Here is a 22,679-nt window from a genome sequence, read left to right as displayed (position 1 = left end):
TGTGACTAGTAACGGAAGCGGGAGACGAGTTGACGCAATTTGTCACCCGTGCCGGCCAGGGCGCGGGTGGTGGTGTTGGACTCCCCGGCGGCCTCGGTCAGCTCGCTGACAATCTGCTGTATGGCCACCAGGTTCTTGTTGATCTCCTCGGAGACCGCATGCTGCTCCTCGGCGGCGGTCGCTATCTGGATGTTCATGTCGTTGATGGTGCTGACCGCCGTCACCATGCTGTCGAGGGAGCTGGCAATGTGGCTCGCCTCCTGCACCGTCTCCTGGCTGCGCGCCTCGCTCGCCTGCATTACCTCCACCGCCTGGCGCACGCCCCCCTGCAGCCGTTGCAGCATCTCGTTGATCTCCTTGGTGCTCTGCTGGGTACGACCGGCAAGCGAACGAACCTCGTCCGCCACCACCGCAAAACCGCGCCCCTGCTCACCGGCCCGGGCCGCCTCTATGGCCGCATTCAGGGCCAGCAGGTTGGTCTGGTCGGCAATGCCGCGTATCACCTCCACCACGGATCCTATCTTGCCGGTCTCCTGGGCCAGCTGCTCGATGACGCCGGAGGCGGTGTGCACCTCCTCCACCAGGCGGTTGATGCTGCCGATGGCGCTGCCCACCACCTCACGGGCCGCATCGGATTCCCGCGCCGCGTCGCTGGTGGCCGTGGCCGCGTTGGAGGCGCTGGCCGCCACTTCCTGGGCGGTGGAGCTCATCTCGGTCACCGCGGTGACCACCTGATCCGTCTCCCGGCCATGGCCGTGCATCTGCCGGTCGGCGTGCTCGCTCAAGCTGTGCAGCCTGTCCACGGCCCCCAGCAGCTGATGGCTGGTCTCCCCGACCTGGCTCACCACCGACTGGATCCGCTCCACGAAGCGGTTGAAGGCGCTGGCCAGCTGGCCCACCTCGTCCTCGCTCTGCACCTTGAGGCGCCGGGTCAGATCCCCCTCACCGTCGGCGATGTCATTGAGGGCCGCCACCGCATCCGCCAGCGGCCGGGTGACTCTGTTGCCAAGCACCACAGTCACCGCCAGGGTCACCCCCAGGATCACCAGAATGAGCAGCACGCTGCTCTGCAGGGAGCCGTGCATGTTCTCCTCGCGCTCGCTGCGCAGGGCCGCCAGCTCGGTGTCGATGTCATCTATGTAGAAGCCGGTGCCCACCACCCACTGATACTTGTCGAGCACCAGGTTGAAGGAGAGCTTGGGCGCATCCCGCCCTATGGAAGGCTTGTTGGTCCAGTACTCCGAGTAGCCATCCCCCTCACGGGCCGCCTTGACTATCTCCTGAATGAGGAAGGTGCCCTTGGTATCCTTGTCCTGCCAGCGGTTCTTGCCCTCCACCTCGGGGCGGGTGGGCAGCAGCAGAGTATTGCCCTGGAAGTCGTAGACGAAGAAGTAACCGTCACTGCCATAACGCAAGGGGCGCAGGATCTCCTTCACCCGGGCACGGGCCTCTGGGCTGTCCGGCTCGGCATAGACCTTGTCGATGGCCGTCTTGGCAAGCATCAGGTAGCTGCTGAGCAGGGCCTTGCGCTCCTTGACCGCCTTGTCCCTCGCCACCACCAGCTCGGACTCCAGGTCGCTCCTGGCCACCAGGTAGTTGCTGAGGTTGACCACCAGGGCCATCAGCAGCACGGGGATGGCCCCCAGTAACAGGATCTTCTGCTTAAGTGTCATGGTGTAATCCTTTCTGCTGTTTATTCTTGATGTTCAGTTCCTACCGTATCGGCATGGGATGCTGGCCGAGGGGGGGCCGCTTTCGCTACAATCCCGCCATCTTCTATATCGACCCGATGAACCGACCCATGAGCCAATGTCCTTGCGGATCCTCTCTCTCTCTCCCCCAATGCTGCGGCGCGCTTCACGAAGGCCAAGCCGCCGCCACCACCGAGCAGCTGATGCGCTCACGCTACAGCGCCTTCGTGCTGGGGCTCGGCGACTACCTGGTCCACAGCTGGCACCCGGACTATCTGGGCCCTCTGACAGTGGAGGAGCTCTCCCAGACCGACACCCGTTGGGATGGGCTGGAGATCCTGGCCGCCCAGGGCGGCCCAGCCGATGAGAGCGGCATGGTGGAGTTCAAGGCCTGGTTCTTGGAGGGGGATGAGCGCCCCTTCCTGCGCCATTGCCTGCATGAACGCTCCCGCTTCGTGCGTTACCAGGGGCGCTGGGTCTACACCGACGGCGAGCAGGATCCCGTCCCCCTGCGGGTCGGTCGCAACGACCCCTGCCCCTGTGGCAGCGGCAAGAAGTTCAAGAAGTGCTGCGGCTGAGGAGCTAGCCCGCGCGGCTGCGGGGCGGCCATCGCCTCCCCGTCGTCCATCTGGGGCGAGCCGCCATCTGCCCCTTCCTCTCTCTGCTCGGTTCTTTGCTCTCGGTTCTTTGCTCTCTGCTCTCTTCTCTATCCCGTATTCCCCTTCCCGCTTTTCACTTTTTTGAGGTGCCGGCCCAGGCCCCCCCTGATCGGGATGTGACTATGGTCACAGTTCGCTCATCAACCTCACCATTAGTGAGCGTTTGCGAACATTAATTTGGCCCATATCAAACATTTTCGGCCAGACAGGCGCCACACTGGCCCCATCTGGACGAGATGAGACGGGCAAGAATGAAAAGAATATCCACAGAAGTCGTCATCATAGGCGGCGGTGCCACCGGGGCCGGCATCATGCGCGATTGCGCGCTGCGCGGCATCGACTGCATCCTGCTGGAGCGGGATGACATAGCCGCAGGCACCACGGGGCGCAACCACGGCCTGCTCCATTCGGGCGCCCGCTACGCGGTGACGGATCCGGAGTCCGCCCGCGAGTGCATTCAGGAGAACCGCATCCTCAAGCGGATCGCCAGCCACTGCGTGGAGGCGACCGGCGGCCTCTTCCTCACCCTGCCGGAAGATGACATCCATTTCCAAAGTACCTTTATGGATGCCTGTGCCCTGGCCGGTATCGACACCCGCCAGCTGGATCCCCGCGAGGCGCTGCGCCTCGAACCCAACGCCAACCCGGCGATGATAGGCGCCATTCATGTGCCGGATGGCACCGTCGATCCCTTCCGCCTGGCCGCCGCAAACGTCTTGGATGCAAAAGAACATGGCGCCCGCATCTTCACCCACAGCAAGGTGCTGGGGCTGCTGCGCACGCAAGATCGGGTGCACGGGGTCAAGGCCATCAACACCCGCACCGGCGAAGCGTTCGAGGTGGAGTGCCAGGAGGTGATCAACGCCGCCGGCATCTGGGGCCAGCAAATCTGCGAATACGCCGATCTCGGCATCCGCATGTTCCCGGCCAAGGGCTCCCTGCTCATCATGGATTACCGCATCAACCAGCTGGTGCTCAACCGCGCCCGCAAACCGGCGGATGCGGACATTCTGGTGCCGGGCGATACCATCTCCCTCATCGGCACCACGTCCAGCCGCATCGATTACAACAAGATTGATCAGCTCACCGTCGAGCCCGAAGAGGTTGAGGTGCTGCTGCGCGAGGGTATCAAGCTTGCCCCCATCATGGCGCGCACCCGCTTGCTGCGCGCCTACGCCGGGGTACGCCCCCTGGTGGCGGTGGACGGCGACGAGAGCGGCCGCAACATCAGCCGCGGCATAGTGCTGCTGGATCACAGCGATCGCGACGGCCTCAAGGGCTTCAACACCATCACCGGCGGCAAGCTGATGACCTACCGCCTGATGGCGGAGTGGGCCACCGATCTCGTCGCCAACAAGCTCGGCAACTCCCGGCCCTGCCGCACCGCCGAACTCAATCTGCCCGGCTCGCGGGATCCGGAGAAGGTCTCGGCCCCCGGTCTCTCGGTGCCGGTCGAAGGCTCCGCCCAATACCGCCACGGCGAGCGGGTCATCGCCTTCTTCCGGGACAACCCCAAGGCCAACGCCCTCATCTGCGAGTGCGAGATGGTGACCGCAGGCGAAATCGAATACGCCCTGCGCGAGCTCGACGTGGACAACCTGGTGGATCTGCGCCGCCGCACCCGCCTCGGCATGGGCCCCTGTCAGGGGGAGCTGTGCGCCTATCGCGCCGCCGGTCTGATGCAGGAATACGGCAAGGCCGATGGCCGTGAGGCCTGCGTCATGCTGCGCCAGTTCCTCGAGGAGCGTTACAAGGGGACCCGCCCCGTGCTCTGGGGGGATGCCTTGCGGGAGGCCGAGTTTACCTACTGGATCTACGAAGGGCTCTTTGGTCTGGGGGAATGGACGGCGCCCCATCTGGTGAGCGATCCCCCCTTTCCCCTCGCCCGGACCTCGTCCAGCCCATCCAGCCAAGGAGTGCAGCCATGAAATTTGACACTATCGTGATAGGCGGCGGCATGGCAGGCCTGTCGGCGGCCCTGCGTCTGGCCGAGGCGGGCCAGAAGACCCTGCTGATGGCCTCGGGCCAGAGCGCCCTGCACTTCTCCTCCGGCTCGGTGGATCTGCTGGAGAGCGAAGGCGACCCTCGCGCCGCCCTGCCCGCCTTTATGGCCGCCCATCCGGATCACCCCTACAGCAAGGTGGGGTTGACCAACATAGAGGCTAGCCTCGCGGATCTGCAGCGCCACTGCCACGAGCAGGGGTTGCCCCTGTTTCGCCAGGAGCGCAACCATCAGCGGCTGACCCCCATCGGCACCCTGAAATCCACCTGGCTCTCCCCCGAGACCTGCGCCTGCGTCACGGAGGCCCCCGCCCCGGACGTGCTGCTTCTGGCGACGATCGAGGGCTTTCGCGACTTTCACCCGGCGCTGGCGGCGGCCAATCTGGCGACCCACGCGCGCTTCGCCCACTGCCGCATCCTGACCGGTGAAATTCGCCTGCCCCAGCTCGCCGCATTCAGCCGCAATCCCCACGAGTTTCGCTCCGCCGACATCGCTCGCCTGTTTGACAAACAGCAACACGACAGGCAGGACCTGCTGACGGATCTGGCCCGCGAGATAGGCCGCATGGTGCAGGAGTGCGGCGAGCCTGGCTGCCGCCATATAGTGCTGCCCGCCTGCCTGTCGCTCGGGCTGGCCGGTCCCCGCCTGGCTGAGCTGGAGGCGCGCACCGGCTGCACCATCAAGGAGGTGGCCACCATGCCGCCGTCCCTCATCGGGATGCGGATGCAAGAGGCCCTCAAGCGCCGCTTCCTGGCCCTCGGCGGCACCTTCCTCACCAGCGAGCGGGTGCTGGGCGCCCGCTACGACGGCGATCGGGTGGTAGGCGTGCACAGCCAGAACGGCGACGATCAGCTGTTCGAAGCGGACCACTTCGTGCTCGCCTCCGGCAGCTTCTTCAGCCGCGGGCTGGAGTCCCGCCTTGGGGGCATTCGCGAGCCCATCTTCGATGCCGACGTCTTGAGCCTCCCCGAGCGCGACGCCTGGGCCGGTCGCCGCCTGTTCGATCACCACCCCTTCATGGGCTTCGGGGTCAAGACGGACGACCAGCTGCGGGTGCTGCGCGGCGGCAAGCCCCTTGCCAACCTCTATGGCGCCGGCAGCGTGCTGGCCCACTACGATCCCGTGCGAGAAGGCTCGGGCTCCGGGGTCGCGGTCGCCACCGGCTGGCAGGCTGCCGGCCATATTCTGGCAGGGGTGTGAGATGCCCACCCTGCATTTCCTGACTGCGGGCAGAGCGCTGCCCGCTCGACAATCCCATTGCCGCGTCCCTTGCGCTTTCAATCCGGCCCGGGAGGAGTAAATCATGCTACTGGATCACGCCAACCAAACCTTCGATCAGTGCATCAAATGCACCGTCTGTACCGCCTACTGCCCGGTGGCCAAGGCCAACCCTGCCTACCCAGGCCCCAAGCAGGCGGGCCCGGATGGGGAGCGGCTGCGCATCAAGAGCCCTGAACTCTTTGACAGCGCCCTCAAGCACTGCACCAACTGCAAGCGCTGTGAAGTCGCCTGCCCAAGCGGGGTGCGCATCGGCGACATCATCGCCAAGGCCAAGCATCAGTACAGCGGCTTCAAACCGGGGATCCGCGAGTTCGTGCTCTCCCACACCGATCTGATGGGCAGCATGTCTACCCTGATGGCACCCGTGGTCAACTTCACCACCAGCCTCAAGCCGATGAAGCTGGTGCTGGACAAGGCGCTGGGGGTCTCCTCCCACCGGGACCTGCCCAAGTACTCCCAGGGCACCTTCCGCGGCTGGTACAAGAAGCAAAAAGAATCTCAGGCCCGCTTCGAGCGCCAGATCGCCTACTTCCACGGCTGCTACGTCAACTACAACCACCCGCAGCTCGGCAAGGAGCTGGTGCAGGTGCTCAACGCCATGAACATAGGCGTGCAGCTACTGGAGCGGGAGAAGTGCTGCGGCGTGCCGCTCATCGCCAACGGCTTCATGGACAAGGCCAAGCAGCAGGCGGCCTTCAACATCCAGCAGATGGAGAACAGCCTGCTGGGCAACGAGATGCCGCTCCTGGCCACCTCCTCCACCTGCGGCTTCACCCTGAGGGACGAATACCCCCACCTGCTGGAGCAGGACAACCGCAAGGTGCGGGATCGCATCTCGCTGGTGACCCGCTTCCTGTGGAACGAGTTCTACCGGGGCAACAAGCCAGCCATGAAGCCGCTCAACCTGCACATCGCCTACCACACCCCCTGCCACATGGAGAAGATGGGGGGCGTCATCTACACCCTCGAATTGCTGCGCGCCATTCCCGGGGTCAAGGTGACCGTGCTCGACTCCCAGTGCTGCGGCATCGCCGGTACCTACGGCTTCAAGTCGGAGAACTACGAGACCAGCCAGACCATAGGTGAGGGGCTGTTCGATCAGATAAACCGCCTCAAGCCTGATCTGGTGATCACCGACTGCGAGACCTGCAAGTGGCAGATCGAGATGAGCACGGCGTTCCGCTGCGAGCATCCGATCCACCTGCTGGCCCAGGCGCTGGCCTGACCGACCGGCACTCAGGTTTCAGCGGCCTGGATTCAGGCCTGACCGACCCGGGTGCCCGACTGATAACAAAAAACAATCCACGCAGAGATCCGGTTACGCTGTGATCAACCCGCAGTAACAAACAGGCAGTGATAAAAAAAGAGCCGGCAATTGCCGGCTCTTTTCCATGGTGCTGTCTCCCTTAGTTTCAGGGGTGCTGGATGATCAGGCTGTGCTGATCCAGCATGGACTGCAGTATGTCGTGGGAGGAGGAGCCGCTCAGGTTCCAGCCGCTCAGATCTACGTCCTTCAGGGTGATCTGCTGGGTTACCTGACCATCCCCCGCCGGAGAGACCGAGAGATTCACATCGCTCAGGCCCGCGCTGCCCGTGGTCACAGACGCAGAGAGGTGGCCCAGCAAGCCATCCACGCTGTTGTCGGTCACCCCCTTGAGCAGGTCCGCCAGATCTATCTTGTCCCCCTCCTCCGGGTGGAAGTCGGTGACGGTGTCGATGGCCGGCAAGGCCGCCGTTCCTTCATCGCCACTGCCCCACACGAAGAGATCGCTGCCCGCGCCACCGGTCAGGATGTCGTTGCCCTGACCACCCCGGAGCACGTCATCCCCCAGGCCGCCCAGTATGCGATCGTCGCCGGTGGAGCCGAACAGCCAGTCACTCTGATCCGAGCCCAGCAGGTCATGGCCGCTCTGGCTGTGGATGTTGAGGGTCTCCTCGGCCGATCTCAGGGTGCTGCTACCCGCGCTGGATTCCGCACTCAGGGTCAGGGCATGATCCCCCGCCGTCAGACCGCTGAGGTAGAGGGGCACGGACTGATCCCCCGGCAGCAGCCAGTCGCCGTTGCTGTCCGCATGACCTACGCTCTGGCCGTGCTCATCCACCACCTGGGCGCTCCCCAGATTCTGGATGCGGATGGAGAGTTCGCCGGTTGCCGGGTTGACCACGCTGGCACTCAGGTTGAGCGGCACCCAGGCCCCTTGCAGGGCATGGATGTCGTGGGTGCCCAGACTGAGCTGGGGATCGTCTGCCTCTGCGGTCACCTGGATGCCAATCTGGGCACTGTCGGTCAGGACGCCGCCCGACCCGGTATTGCCCTGATCCGAAGTGGTAATGGTCAGGTTGTCCTGTCCCCAGAAGTCCTTGGCCGGCTCGTAATGCAGGTTGCCATTGATGAGGTTGTTAAGATCATCAAGGGAGCCCACCAGGGTGATCTCGCTGGTGCCAGCCCCCTGCACCGAGACGGCGCCCGCCGCCCCGAGCAGGGTCAGCACGCCGTGCTCGACCCTCAGCACCATGGAGATGGGGGCAGTGCCCGCATCCACGTCCTTCACGCTGATCCCGGAGAGGGACAGTGAACCATCTTCCTTCACCTGCATGGCGGCCGGCACCTGGGTCACAGGGGCATCGTTGACCGCCTGCACCTCGATGGGCAGCACGTCTGTGTCGACCAGGGCTCCCCCGCTGCCGGTGTTGCCCTTGTCGTTGGTCACCATGGTCAGGGCATCCTGGCCATTGAAGTCCTGCTCGCCCTGATAGGTCACGCCGCCAGCCAGCAGGGCATTGATGGCATCTTGCGATCCGCTCAGCACCAGGGTATCGCTGCCGCTGCCAGTCACCGTCACCCCGCTGCCGTCCGCCAGCACCAGGGTACCGTGCAGGACGGACAGACGCACCTCCATGGGGCTGCTGCCCGCATCCACGTCCTGTACCTGCAGGCCCTTGATGACGAAGGGGGTATCCTCCTGTGCCACCTGAGGGGTGCCCGGCAGCAGGTTGACGGGGGCATCATTGACCGCTTGCACCTCGATGGGCAGCACGTCTGTGTCGCCGAGCGCCCCGCCGCTGCCGGTGTTGCCCAGATCATTGGTGACCATGGTCAGGGCGTCATTACCGTGGAAGTCGCCGTTGCCCTGATAAGTCACGCCACCGGAGAGCAAGGCGTTGAGATCCGCCAGGGTGCCAGTCAGCACCAGAGAGCCGGTGCCGTTGCCGGTCAGGGTCACGCCGCTCCCTGCCGGCAGGTTGAGGGTGCCGTGCTCCACCGACAGGCGCACCTCCATGGTGCCGCTGCCCGCGTCCACATCCTTCACCTGCAGTCCCTGGATGACGAAGGGCTTGTCCTCCTGGGCCACCTGGGGATCCGTTGGCAACACGTTGATGGGGGCGTCGTTGACCGGGCTCACCTCCACCTGGATGGTGCCACTGACCTCGGGGCCGAGGGCGCCGTTGTCCAGGCTCTGGGCCGTCACCTTGAGATCCAGGGTGCCATTGGCGTCGTTGGTCACCAGCTCCACGGCCGCCAGCTTGCCGCCCGTCGTGGTCACTTGCCAGACGCCGCCGCCCAGATCCACCACAGTGCCGGTCACCCCGCTCGGCAGACGGATCTCTGCCCCATCGGGAACCCCTTCTATGGTGACCCGCACCTGCTCCGGGCCGTTCTCGTGAACGTTGGTGGCGCTGCCGCCGGTGGCCTGGGTGTCCTTGGTCTCCAGCCCCAGGTTGAGGGTGACCACGTCCCCCTCGGTGCCGCTCGCCTTGTCCTGAATGTCGGCGATGATGGCATCCCCCACCGGCTTGACGGTGACGGTGAAGCTGTCGCTGGTCTCGAGGGGCATGGTGAGCCCCAAGTCCTGGGTGAAGGCGCTCAGGGTGAGCTCCACGTTGCCGCTGAAGTTGGCGGGCGGGATCAGGGTCAGCTTGGAGAAGTCTGTGCCCACAGGCACCTGCCATACGCCACCGCCGTTGTTGACCGCCGGTGCCGACAGGGTGAAGCCGTCCGGCACCCCCTTGATCTGCAGCGCCACTATCTGCTCGGAGCCATCATTGTCGACCAGGGTCGCGCCTAGCCCGCCGAGGCTGACGCTGCCATCCTCGTTGCCGCTCACATCCTTCACCGTGAGCTGGGCCGGATCATTGACCGGCAGCACCTCGAAGCTCGCATTGCCACTCCAGCTGCCCCTGTCCGTCCCCGTGGTGGCACTGTCCAGAATGTCGACCTTGATGCCCAGGGGTACCTGACCGCTGAAGTGCTCCCTGGGTACGAACACCAGATCCTTGAGGCCATTGGCATCCACCACCAGGGACTGGACGGGATTCCTATTAGCATCGAGGAAATGGCCATACTGGGCATCCACTGTCAGGGTTACCCGCTCCACCGTCTCCAGGCCGCCGTTGGCCACCGAGGGGCTGATGTCCGCGAGTTTGACCGAGAGATCGAGGTGGATCTCGGTGTCTTCCAGGTTGCTCGGCTGACCGTTCACCTCCTTCACCTGCAGGTGCAGCTCGGGCTGGCCATCCACGCCGCCCTTGATGTCCACCTCGGGGGTGATGGAGAGGGAAACGACCTTCTCCACCGTATTGGTGTTGCCACTCACTGTGTCGGTATTGACCAGACGCACGTTGAAGCTCAGGCCGCTGCCGGCGTAATCCTCCGGCAGGGTCAGGGTCAGCTTGTCGAGGTCACTGAGGCCACCCGGCAGCTTGATGAGGTACTCGCCGTTGACGAAGTCGAAGGTGAGCCCCTGCACGCTCACGCCGGGGGGCAGACCGGTGAGGACTATGCTGAGCTCGTCATCACCGATGTTTGCCGTCCCCAGGGTCACCATGCTCTTGAGCTGGGTGCCGAAGTTGACGCCGTGATCCTCTACCCCTGTGATGGGCTGGCTGTTGTCGAGATCGACGCCGGCCGCAAGCTGGCCAGAGTTGGTTGCACCTTTGAACTCGGCGCTGGTGGTGATCTCCCGATAAGCCGGTGCGCTGACATCCCCTTCGTTGTTGTCGCCAAGATCGATCACCTTGGCGCTGACCTTGAAGGTGGCAGTGCCGGTGAAACCATCCGGTGAACGCAGGGAGAAGCTCCCGAGGGCGCTGTTAGGCACTGTCCAGTTGCCCTGGCCGTCGTTGATCCCGCCCACCACCACGAAGCCGGGGGGCAGATCGCTGATGACCAGGTAGTCGATGACCTCATCGCTGGTCGGATCCCTGTCATCGAACACGAAGACATCTTTGAGCGGGATGTCATGACCATCCGGGCTGACCAGATCCCCACCCTGCTGCACCAGGTTGCCATCCGGTTCGACCACGGCCTGGATATCCACGTGCAGCTGACCATTGACCTCTTTGCTGACTACAACATTGGAATCCACATCTTTCTGAGTCACGGTGACATGGCTTTTGATGGTGGTGTCCCTGTCGCTGTCTTGTGGCGCCTTCACCAGCAGCTGACCGCCGCCGAGCAGGCTCTTCAGATCCGCGTCACTCAACTCCACCTTGCCGCCCGTCACGTTAAGCTGGGTCTCGGCCCCGCCCACCCGGATCCAGATCTCGTAACCCGGCTCTATGCCGGAGAGGCTGAGGTGAGTCACCTTTTCGGCGCTGTCGGTCAGGTCCGGCTGCCAGTCGAGCACGGCGAACTGATCCTCCAGACCATGGCTGGTCTTGGCATAGTCACCGGCATCGATCGCGGGCTCCACCTTGATGGTGAGCGGCACGTCGAAACTCTGGTGATCCCCGTCGTTCTCGGTCACCACCACGTGGCCGATGAGGTGGATATCGGCGGTGCTGTTGGGGGGCGGCTGGATCTGCAGGTTGCCCAGACTCGAGACGTCGACCTGATAGGTCGGCTTGCCCTGGGCGTCGAGCCCGGCGAAGGTGAGGGTGAGCTCCTTGCCGTTGCCATCGAATACCTTGGCCCCTTCCGGCAAGCCTTCCAGCACCAGGTTGAGGGTTTCGGAACCATCCCTCGTCGTCTCCCCCGACGTCAGTTTGAAGTCCAGCGGCGCCTTGCCATCTTCCCCTATGGTGGTGGTGTAGCCCTTGCCATCCTGGCTCCAGCCGGTGCTGTCCAGATTAAAATGAGGCTCATCCACCACCCCCACCAGATCCACATGCAGGCCCTGGCTGCCGGTCACCTTCTCGTTGACCACTGTCTGGGTCTGACCATTGGCATCGGTCAAGGTGGCGGTATCCTTTACCACCCCCTGGATGTTGAGATCGAAGTCGACGTTGCTGTCCTTCGGCGGCTCCAGCTTGAGCTCGCCGATGCGATCATAGGGCACCTCGTAATAACCGTTTGCATCCAGGGTGACCGCCACGCCGCCGAGCCAGAGGGTGGCGCCGGCGGGCAGGCCGCTGATGCGCACGAACATCTGCTCGGAGCCATCAGCAGTATCCCCCAGATGGGCGAGCGCTATCTTGCTGCCCAGATCCAGCAGGCTGTCTTCCTTGCCCTGGATGTCGCGCACCGTCAGCTTGGCGTCATCCGCCAGCGGGTTGACGTTGATGATGAGATCGATGGGATCCCCAAGGGCTGTCTCCTTCCCGGTGACTACGGGGGTTTTCTCGGTACTGACCGGGGTCACGACCAGCTTGATGTCACCGCTGTAGTCCTTGCCGGGCACGACTGTGATCTTGTTGATGTCCCCCGCAGAGACGGTATAGAGGCCGTTCGCGTCGGGCGTGAGCACCTTGCCGTTCAGGGTCAGGCTGCCCTCGTCGGACGCCCACTTGATCTGGTAGCTCAGGGTCTCGGAGCCGTCGGTGTCGGTGAGCTTGGCCTGCACGTTGAGGGCTATGCCGGAGCCGTCTTCGTTGATGCTGTAATGCTGATCGGTACTGCCAGAGACCCAGACTGGCTTGTCGGCAATGCCCTGTACAGTAATATCCAGGTTGCCGGTCAGCACGGGGGGCTTGTTCCCCTCGGTGACGCCGACCTGCAACTGCACCGGGAAGCGAAGCGGGTTGCCGCCATCGCTCTGGCTCGAATAGTCGTGAGCGGGTACGAAGGTCACACCAGTCAACTGGAACTTGTCATCGGTATTGGCCACCGCCACCATGGCCGCTGGCGGCACCTGATACCAGGTCTTGCCACCCTGGGTGATGGTGGTGAGCGCAACACCGTTGAAGTAGAAGGTGCCATGGGCATTGGCCGGTGCCTGGATCAGCAATTTCTCAACGAACTCGCCCCGATCGAAGTCGCCTATGTCCAGGTTCATGGCGATGGGAATGCCCTGGCTTGGATCCAGCGCCCCCTCATCTTCCTGCCCGGTCGCAGCAGTCACGTTAAGGAGACCAGCCTCATCCCTGATGGTCAGGGTCAGCACTCCATCATCGGTATCCCCATCACCATCCACCAGGTGGAAGTCGACCTTCTGCACCAGGGTGTTGTTGCTGTGATCTATATCCGGCCGGGCGGTGAAGCTGTAATTCCCCTCGGCGTTGATCACCAGGGTGCCTATGGTCTGCCCTGTGCTGTCTGTGACCGCAATGGTGGTGTTGCCGCTGGCGGAAATGGAGTGTTCGACCCCATTGATGGTGACCGACCTCACCACGGCATCGTCGGCCCCCTCGCTGGCGGTAGCCAGCAGATCGCCGCTCACTTTCGCCCCCTGGTTCAGGGTCTTGCTGTAATCGTCCGCGACAGGCACATCGTCCCGCACGCTGACGTGACCTATCACCTCGCCGCTGAGATCCCCATCGCTGTCCAGGGCCTGCAACGGTAGCTGAATATCGAGCAGATCATTGCCCTGAGCACTGTGATCCAGATTGCCGGTCAGCTCGAAGGTATAACGGCCGGAGACATCCAGGGTCAGCTTGAAGATGAGCTTGCCGCCGCTGTCCTTGCCCAGATAGACACCCGGCTGGCTGTCGGCGCTGATGCTGACGGCCTTGCCCCCGGAGCTGAGCTGGTTGAGGGCGTTGAAGCGGGCCACATCCAGTTGCAGGGCCACCACCTTGTCGCTACCCGCATCGATGACCACCTGCCCGGTGGCTTTCTCCCCTGTACCCGCAGGGTTGGTGCCCCCGTGCTGACCAGTGCCGCCATTGAGATCCGACTCATTGACGGTGACACTCCCGATGGAGCTGATCACGGGGTTGGCGGCATCTTTGATCACTGCCGTTGTATTGCCGTTGATCACAGAGCCATCGCTGTCGGTCACTTGTACCGGCAGGGTCAGGGTGAGCTTGTCGTCGGCGCCGTGATCCAGGTTGGTGTGGACAGTCACCTGGTAATCCAGGGTCGCCGTGCTGTGGGCCGCTATGCTGCCCGGCACGCTCGGCAGGGTCACGCTCAGCACCAGGGTGCCGCTCGCGGTCACCCCCTGGAAGCTGTGGCCATTGCTGCCCGGCACCTCCTGCCAGGTGAGCGTCTCACCGTTGTGGGTGATGGCCTTGCCGCTGGCGTCCACGACCTGACCGGAGAGAGTCAGGCGCACGTCCACCACGGGATCAGAATCCGCCTTGATGGTCAGGGTGCCGGTGGCCTGCTGGTCGTCCGCCGTCTGGTTGCTGCCGGCCCCATCGAAGCGCCCCTCGGTCAGGGTCACCCCGGTGAGGCTGAGGGTCGGCTTGTCCCCTTCCGCAACGCTGATGTTGAGGGTGCCCGAGGTGGTGTCGTTGTTGCCTGATCCCTTGTCGCTGTCGACGACGTTGACCTTGAACGGCAGCTCGGTGCTGCCGCCATTGGTCTGGTGTACCCCCTCGAACAGGGTCACCTTGTAGTCAAAACCGTTGCTGGCGGCGTTATCGAGCTTGCCGCTGATTTCGACCTGCAGCACCTCGACCCGCACCCCGTTCACTTCCACATAGCCCTTGAGGATCTGGTTGCCCGGGATGCCGGCATCGCCGTCCACCAGTTCGTATTTCACGCTCTGGCCCAGGGCGGTCAGGGCCGGCTGCTCGGCAGGATCGGCGAACGACACCTCGCTCACCCGATCCGAGCCTGCGTCCACGGTGAAGTGGCCCGTGCCGGTCAGGGGTGTACTGCCATCGAGGTTGCCCTCGTCCAGGCTCACCCCGCTGCCCGCCACGAAGCCGGGCGCATTGCCGTCCTTGATGGTCAACGGCAACTGGGTGGAGACCCTGTCCCCATCCTTGTCCGTGAGGGTGATGGCAAGAGGCAGGTCGAGGGACTCGCTGCCCTGGTGATCCAGCTCACCACTCAGGGTCACCTTGGTGGTGACGCTCCAGTTGCCGTTGCTATCCAGGAGATCCAGCTCGGCGCGCAGCACCTCGCGGCCATCCGCGCTGGTGCCCACCAGATCCCCGTTGGCATCCAGGGTAAAGGTCACCGGGCTGCCGTGGCTGCTGTACTTGCCATCCAGACTGCTCTGGATCGCCGCAATATCGAACTTGAGGCTGCTCTGATCGAGGGCATCCGAGCCGTGGCTCACGGTGAAGCTCATATTGCCCACCACGGCGGCGTCGCCCTGGTTGGCCTCGGTCAGGCTGGTGCCGGTCACGGCGCTGATCACCGGGTTGGCTCCATCGCCGATGGCGACGCTTAAAGAAGAGGAGACTTTGTCCCCATCACTGTCTGTGAGGGTGAAGCCCGCCTTGATCAGGCTATCCGCACTGCCCTGATCCAGCGGCTGGTTCAGGGTGAAGACGTAGTGACCCTGCTGATCAAGCGTGAGGGTAAAGACATTCTGGCCGTTGACGGCGCCACTGATGCTGTTGCCGCTGATGCTGATGACAACGGGCTGGCCGCCGCTGGTGAGCCCCTGCAGGCCCGGCTGGCTGGCATCGAAGCTGATGCTGGCAAGGGGATCGCTGCCGGCGGTGATATTGAGATCACCGGAGAGGGTCTGGGCCGCGCTCCAGTTGCTGTCTTCGGTCAGAGTCAGGGAGACGGGGTCGACCTGGGGCAAGACGCCGTCGGTGATCTGGATGTTGAGGGTGCCGAGGTTGCTCTGGTCGCCGTCAAAGTCGGTGCCCTGCACCTGCAGCCCCAGATTGACGCTGTTGGTACCCACAGGTTGATCCAGCACGCCATCGAGCGTCACATGATACTTGCCATCCAGATCCAGGGTCACGGTCAGCACCGTCTTGCCGCCCGCATCCAGCAGGGTGATCTGGTTGCCATTGACCTGATAGCTGGTCGGCTTGCCGCCGCTGGTGAGACCATCCAGGGCGGGCTGGTTCCCCTCGAAGTTCAGGGACACCAGGCGGTCACTGCCCACATTGACCGGCAACTGACCATCCAGGCTCTGACCAGAGGCCCCTTCCTGCAGGCTGATGCCGGTGTCGATGCCAAGGCTGGGGTCGGCAGCATCGGTGATCACAGCTGTTGTATTGCCGTTGATCACAGAGCCATCGCTGTCGGTCACCTGGACCGGCAGGGTCAGGGTGAGCTTGTCGTCGGCGCCGTGATCCAGATTGGTGTGGACAGTCACCTTGTAATCCAGGGTCGCCGAGCTGTGGGCCGCTATGCTGCCCGGCACGCTCGGCAGGGTCACGCTCAGCACCAGGGTGCCGCTCGCTGTGACCCCCTTGAAGCTGTGACCATTGCTGCCCGGCACCTCCTGCCAGGTCAGGGTCTCGCCGTTGTGGGTGATTGCCTTGCCGCTGGCATCCACGACCTGACCGGAGAGAGTCAGGCGCACGTCCACCACGGGATCCGAATCCGCCTTGATGGTGAGGGTGCCGGTGGCCTGCTGGTCGTCCGCCGTCTGGTTGCTGCCGGCCCCATCGAAGCGCCCTTCATTCAGGGTCACCCCGGTGAGGCTGAGGGTCGGTTTGTCCCCTTCCGCAACGCTGATGTTGAGGGTGCCTGAGGTGGTGTCGTTGTTGCCTGATCCCTTGTCGCTGTCGACGACGTTGACCTTGAACGGCAGCTCGGAGCTGTTGCCATTGCTCTGGTGTACCCCCTCGAACAGGGTCACCTTGTAGTCGAAACCGTTGCTGGCGGCGTTGTCGAGCTTGCCGCTGATTTCGACCTGCAGCACCTCGACCCGCACCCCGTTCACTTCCACATAGCCCTTGAGGATCTGGTTGCCCGGGATGCCGGCATCGCCGTCCACCAGTTCGTATTTCACGCTCTGGCCCAGGGCGGTCAGGGCCGGCTGCTCGGCGGGATCGGCGAAAGACACCTCGCTCACCCGATCCGAGCCTGCGTCCACGGTGAAGTGGCCCGTGCCGGTCAGGGGGTTGCTGCCATCGAGGTTGCCCTCGTCCAGGCTCACCCCGCTGCCTGCCACGAAGCCGGGGGCATTGCCGTCCTTGATGGTCAGCGGCAACTGGGTGGAGACCCTGTCCCCATCCTTGTCCGTGAGGGTGATGGAAAGAGGCAGGTCGAGGGACTCGCTGCCCTGGTGATCCAGCTCACCACTCAGGGTCACCTTGGTGGTGACGCTCCAGTTGCCGTTGCTATCCAGGAGATCCAGCTCGGCGCGCAGCACCTCGCGGCCATCCGCGCTGGTGCCCACCAGATCCCCGTTGGCATCCAGGGTAAAGGTCACCGGGCTGCCGTGGCTGCTGTACTTGCCATCCAGACTGCTCTGGATCGCCGCAATATCGAACCTGAGGCTGCTCTGATCGAGGGCATCCGAGCCGTGGCTCACGGTGAAGCTCATATTGCCCACCACGGCGGCGTCGCCCTGGTTGGCCTCGGTCAGGCTGGTGCCGGTCACGGCGCTGATCACCGGATTTGCCCCATCGCCGATGGCGACGCTTAAAGAAGAGGAGACTTTGTCCCCATCACTGTCTGTGAGGGTGAAGCCCGCCAAAATCCGACTGTCCGCACTGCCCTGATCCAGCGGCTGGTTCAGGGTGAAGACGTAGTGACCTTTCTGATCAAGCGTGAGGGTGAACACATTCTGGCCGTTGACGGCGCCGCTGATGCTGTTGCCGCTGATGCTGATGACAACGGGCTGACCGCCGCTGGTGAGCCCCTGCAGGCCCGGCTGGCTGGGATCGAAACTGATGTTGGCAAGGGGATCGCTGCCGGCGGTGATGTTGAGATCCCCGGAGAGGGTCTGGGCCGCGCTCCAGTTGCTGTCTTCGGTCAGAGTCAGGGAGACGGGGTCGACCTGGGGCAAGACACCATCGGTGATCTGGATATTGAGGGTGCCGAGGTTGCTCTGGTCACCGTCAAAGTCGGTGCCCTGCACCTGCAGCCCCAGGTTGACGCTGTTGGTACCCACAGGTTGATCCAGCACGCCATCGAGCTTCACATGGTACTTGCCATCCAGATCCAGGGTCACGGTCAGCACCGTCTTGCCGCCCGCATCCAGCAGGGTGATCTGGTTGCCATTGACCTGATAGCTGGTCGGCTTGCCGCCGCTGGTGAGACCATCCAGGGCGGGTTGGTTCCCCTCGAAGTTCAGGGACACCAGGCGATCGCTGCCCACATTGACCGGCAGCTGACCATCCAGGCTCTGACCGGCGGCCCCTTCCTGCAGGCTGATGCCGGTGTCGATGCCAAGACTCGGGTCGGCAGCATCTGTGATCACTGCCGTGGTGTTGCCGTTGATCACAGAGCCATCGCTGTCGGTCACCTGGACCGGCAGGGTCAGGTTCAGCTTGTCATCGGCGCCGTGATCCAGGTTGGTGTGCACAGTGACCTGGTAATCCAGGGTCGCCGAGCTGTGGGCCGCTATACTGCCCGGCACGCTCGGCAGGGTCACGCTCAGCACCAGGGTGCCGCTCGCTGTCACCCCCTGGAAGCTGTGACCGTTACTGCCCGGCACCTCCTGCCAGGTCAGGGTCTCCCCGTTGTGGGTGATGGCCTTGCCGCTGGCGTCCACGACCTGACCGGAGAGGGTCAGACGCACGTCCACCACGGGATCCGAGTCGGCGGTGATGGTCAGGGTGCCGCTGGCCTGCTGGTCGTCCGCCGTCTGGTTGCTGCCGGCCCCATCGAAGCGCCCCTCGGTCAGGGTCACCCCAGTGAGGCTGAGGGTCGGCTTGTCCCCTTCCGCAACGCTGATGTTGAGGGTGCCCGAGGTGGTATCGTTGTTGCCTGCGCCCTTGTCGCTGTCGACGACGTTGACCTTGAACGGCAGCTCGGTGCTGCCGCCATTGGTCTGGTGTACCCCCTCGAACAGGGTCACCTTGTAGTCAAAACCGTTGCTGGCGGCGTTATCGAGCTTGCCGCTGATTTCGACCTGCAACACCTCGACCCGCACCCCGTTCACTTCCACATAGCCCTTGAGGATCTGGTTGCCTGGGATGCCGGCATCGCCGTCCACCAGTTCGTATTTCACGCTCTGGCCCAGGGCGGTCAGGGCCGGCTGCTCGGCAGGATCGGCGAACGACACCTCGCTCACCCGATCCGAGCCTGCGTCCACGGTGAAGTGGCCCGTGCCAGTCAGGGGGTTGCTGCCATCGAGGTTGCCCTCGTCCAGGCTCACCCCGCTGCCTGCCACGAAGCCGGGGGCATTGCCGTCCTTGATGGTCAGCGGCAACTGGGTGGAGACCCTGTCTCCATCCTTGTCCGTGAGCGTGATGGCCAGAGGCAGGTCGAGGGACTCGCTGCCCTGGTGATCCAGCTCACCACTCAGGGTCACCTTGGTGGTGACGCTCCAGTTGCCGTTGTTGTCCACGAGATCCAGCTCGGCGCGCAGCACCTCGCGGCCATCCGCGCTGGTGCCCACCAGATCCCCATTGGCATCCAGGGTAAAGGTAACCGGGCTGCCGTGGCTGCTGTATTTGCCGTCCAGACTGCTCTGGATCGCCGCGATATCGAACCTGAGGCTGCTCTGATCGAGGGCATCCGAGCCGTGGCTCACGGTGAAGCTCATATTGCCCACCACGGCGGCGTCGCCCTGGTTGGCCTCGGTCAGGCTGGAGCCGGTCACGGCGCTGATCACCGGGTTGGCCCCATCGCCGATGGCGACGCTTAAAGAAGAGGAGACTTTGTCCCCATCACTGTCTGTGAGGGTGAAGCCCGCCTTGATCAGGCTGTCCGCACTGCCCTGATCCAGCGGCTGGTTCAGGGTGAAGACGTAGTGACCTTTCTGATCAAGCGTGAGGGTGAACACATTCTGGCCGTTGACGGCGCCGGTGATGCTGTTGCCGCTGATGCTGATGACAACGGGCTGACCGCCGCTGGTGAGCCCCTGCAGGCCCGGCTGGCTGGGATCGAAACTGATGTTGGCAAGGGGATCGCTGCCGGCGGTGATGTTGAGATCCCCGGAGAGGGTCTGGGCCGCGCTCCAGTTGCTGTCTTCGGTCAGAGTCAGGGAGACGGGGTCGACCTGGGGCAAGACACCATCGGTGATCTGGATGTTGAGGGTGCCGAGGTTGCTCTGGTCACCGTCAAAGTCGGTGCCCTGCACCTGCAGCCCTAGGTTGACGCTGTTGGTGCCCACAGGTTGATCCAGCACGCCATCGAGCGTCACATGGTACTTGCCGTCCAGATCCAGGGTCACGGTCAACACCGTCTTGCCCCCCGCATCCAGCAGGGTAATGACATTGCCGTTGACCTGATAGCTGGTCGGCTTGCCGCCGCTGGTGAGACCATCCAGGGCGGGCTGGCTTGCCTCGAAGTTCAGGGACACCAGGCGGTCACTGCCCACATTGACCGGCAGTTGGCCATCCAGGCTCTGACCGATGGCCCCTTCCTGCAGGCTGATGCCAGTGTCGATGCCGAGGCTGGGATCCATGCCGTCATTGATGGCGACCTGGAGATCGGCGCGGGTCTCGTCACCGTCTATCTCCTTGGCAGAGATGGAGAGGCCGAGGGAGAGCTGGTCGCTGCCCTGATGATCCAGGGGGCCATTGAGGGAGACGGTGACCTTGCCATCGATATCGCTGCCATTTTGGCTGGCTGTCAGCTCGGCTTTCAGCACCTCGACCCGGTTGCCGTTGGCATCCTGGTAATAGCCGGTCAGCAGGCGATCGCCGGTGAATTCGAAGCTGAGCACATGGCCGTCGCTGCTGAGCCCGCTGCCGCTCAGGCGAGTGAGCGTCGCGGCCTGATCGGCAAAGGCAAGAGAGTCCGCCAGCAGGGGATCGGCCTGGTGGCCGACCACGAACTCGCTCTGACCCACCACGGCGCCCTGCTGGGTGAAGCCGTCTTCCGTGAGCGAGATGGGGGCTATGGTGAAGTCCGGCGGCGTGCTGTCCACCAGTTTGACGGTGAGATTGGCGCTCACCAGATCCCCGTCGCTGTCGCGATATTCGAGGGAGAACGGCAGGCTCTGGCTGTCCTGGCCGTGATCCAGGCTCTGCTGCCAGAGGATGCGATAGCTGCCGTCATTGGCCAGGGTCAGGGTGAAGACGGTGACGCCCCCCGCGCTCGCGGTCAGGGTCTGGCCGTTTATCTGGTAGCTGAGGGCAGCGCCCTGGCTGGTCAGGCCGAGCTGCTCGAGGGCGCTCTGATCGGCGCCGAAGCTCACCTGCAGGTTGCCATCCATGCCCGCCCCCGTGTGCAGGGAGCCGGTGGCGCTCACCGGGCCCTTGGCCAGATCCGCCTCGGACAGGGTCAGGGTATCGCTCTGGCCGATGAGGGGGGCGCCATCGATCACCCGGTTCCCCGCCAGATCCGTCACCTCGGCGCGCACCTCGAAGGGGCCTTGAATGCCGGAGAGATCCAGGCCATTGAGCTGCCAGCGACCGTCGCTCCCCACCAGGGCGGCGCCGCTGTAGAGGGTCTGGCCGTTCTGGCCGATGAGGCTGATGGTGACGCGCTGGCCCGCTTCCACCTCTGTGGTGCTGCCGCTCAGGGTGACATTGTCGTGGCCCAGGATGTTCTGGGTGTCGAGATCGTCGATGTCGATGCCGGCCCGGGTATCGACGGTGACGGTCAGGGTGTCGCTGGCTCTGTTGCCGGCGATGTCCACCGAATCGACGCGAAAATCATAGGCGCCGTCGGCCATGTCACTGGGGATCTGGTATTGCCAGTTGCCGTTGCCATCCACTGTGAGCACGGTCAGAACGTTTCCGCCGAGGCTCAGGGTGACGGTGGCACCGGGCTCTCCCTTGCCTTGCAGCAGCGGCGTGGTGTCGCGGGTCAGATCGTCCACCTGGCTGGCGCCGGTGTCGCTCTCGTCACTGAGATCCAGCGTGATGGTGGTGATGGTGTCGAGCAGGGTCTGACCGGTGTCGCTGGCCCGGTTGCCGGCGGCATCCTGGGTATCGGCCACTATGGTGAGCGGACCGTCCACCAGCTTGCCGGTGACGTCACCGAAGTTGGCCTCCCAGACGAAGCCCGGCAGCACCACTGTGGTGGTGGTGAGTCGGTTACCATCCTGGTCTATCAGGGTAACGGTGACGGTCTGGCCGACCTCCACATCCTCGACAAAGCCGCGAATGATGACGCCGGTCGCCTCGTCGGCGTTGATGATGTTGTCGGTGGTCTGGGGCTCGGTGATGGTGATGCCCGCCAGGAGATCCTGATCTTCCGAATAGAGCAGCTCGTCCCCTGGCTGGGCACCCTGATGATCGGTGTCAAAGCCAGACTCCGCCAGGGTATATTCGCTGTTGAGATCCACCACCACAAAGCCGCCAGCGCTGGAGCCGACCACACCGCCACCCGTGGCGGCTGCCGCGTTACCGGCCGCGGTCTCCTCAAACAGCTCGGTCGGGTCGGCCCCCTGACGGATGGCCTCCTGCAAGCTGGCCAGCTCGGGATCCATGGCCAGGTTCGGTTCTGTCTGCGCCAGCTCGGGCTGGTCGGCGTTTGGGGTCTTCGCGGGATCGGCCAGCTCGAAACGCCCGTCCCCTTCGGTGAGCAGGCGCATTCCCGGCAGCAGCTGCATCCCCAGAGTAGCAGGGTGCAAGGAGCCATTGGCATCCATTACAAACACGGCACCCTCCACCTGGGTAACAAGAGTCGGTTTCTCTATTCGCAGCTCAGCCATACATCCTCCAACGGGTAAACACAGACAGTCCAGACCCACAAGGGTACAGGACGTCACCGTGACAGGCGGCTATTTTACCGCCTCTACGGACACAGATCCCTTCGTCATTTTCGAAAATATCGAAAGTAAATGCCGCAAACCTTCCTATTAAATTCAAAAAAGAGCTGCAATTCATGGAATAGCTCAGGATATAAGTCCGATTTTCTGCCTGAAATTAAGAATATAACCCTATTGGCACCCA

Annotated in this window: 6 protein-coding genes; 4 read left to right on the top strand and 2 right to left on the bottom strand. The window is 63.7% G+C overall.

Annotated features, from left to right (window positions below):
- Positions 1 to 5 precede the first annotated feature (5 nt).
- Complete coding sequence (locus tag ACFWHB_RS09740; protein WP_041205651.1) at positions 6 to 1,673, bottom strand: methyl-accepting chemotaxis protein; 1,668 nt, start codon at positions 1,671 to 1,673, stop codon at positions 6 to 8.
- A gap of 128 nt (positions 1,674 to 1,801) precedes the next feature.
- Here ACFWHB_RS09740 and ACFWHB_RS09735 point away from each other — a divergent pair, with 128 nt between their 5' ends.
- The 4 genes from ACFWHB_RS09735 to glpC all read left to right on the top strand — a co-directional run bounded on the left by ACFWHB_RS09735 (position 1,802) and on the right by glpC (position 6,858).
- The gene (locus tag ACFWHB_RS09735) at positions 1,802 to 2,269 is read left to right on the top strand and encodes a YchJ family protein (RefSeq protein WP_395950067.1); all 468 of its coding nucleotides are present in this window, start codon (positions 1,802 to 1,804) and stop codon (positions 2,267 to 2,269) included.
- Between the two features lie 332 nt (positions 2,270 to 2,601).
- A complete protein-coding gene (glpA, locus tag ACFWHB_RS09730) occupies positions 2,602 to 4,278 on the top strand; it encodes an anaerobic glycerol-3-phosphate dehydrogenase subunit A (RefSeq protein WP_395950066.1) in 1,677 nt (558 codons plus the stop codon).
- Positions 4,275 to 5,552 carry a glycerol-3-phosphate dehydrogenase subunit GlpB gene (gene glpB, locus ACFWHB_RS09725; protein WP_395950065.1) on the top strand — a complete coding sequence of 426 codons (1,278 nt, stop codon included), beginning with the start codon at positions 4,275 to 4,277 and terminating at the stop codon, positions 5,550 to 5,552. The genes glpA and glpB overlap by 4 nt, the downstream gene beginning before the upstream one ends.
- Positions 5,553 to 5,655: 103 nt before the next feature.
- A complete protein-coding gene (glpC, locus tag ACFWHB_RS09720; protein ID WP_395950064.1) occupies positions 5,656 to 6,858 on the top strand; it encodes an anaerobic glycerol-3-phosphate dehydrogenase subunit GlpC in 1,203 nt (400 codons plus the stop codon).
- A 187-nt stretch (positions 6,859 to 7,045) separates the two neighbouring features.
- On the opposite strand, the gene ACFWHB_RS09715 is transcribed toward glpC, so the two are convergent.
- On the bottom strand, positions 7,046 to 22,438 hold the full coding sequence (locus ACFWHB_RS09715; protein ID WP_395950063.1) for a retention module-containing protein: 15,393 nt from the start codon (positions 22,436 to 22,438) through the stop codon (positions 7,046 to 7,048).
- Positions 22,439 to 22,679: the final 241 nt, after the last annotated feature.

The sequence above is a fragment of the Aeromonas mytilicola subsp. aquatica genome (assembly GCF_044336385.1).
GTDB lineage: Bacteria > Pseudomonadota > Gammaproteobacteria > Enterobacterales > Aeromonadaceae > Aeromonas > Aeromonas rivipollensis.
The sequence above is the reverse complement of the archived record's forward strand: the minus strand, read 5'-3'. Positions and strand labels throughout refer to the sequence as shown.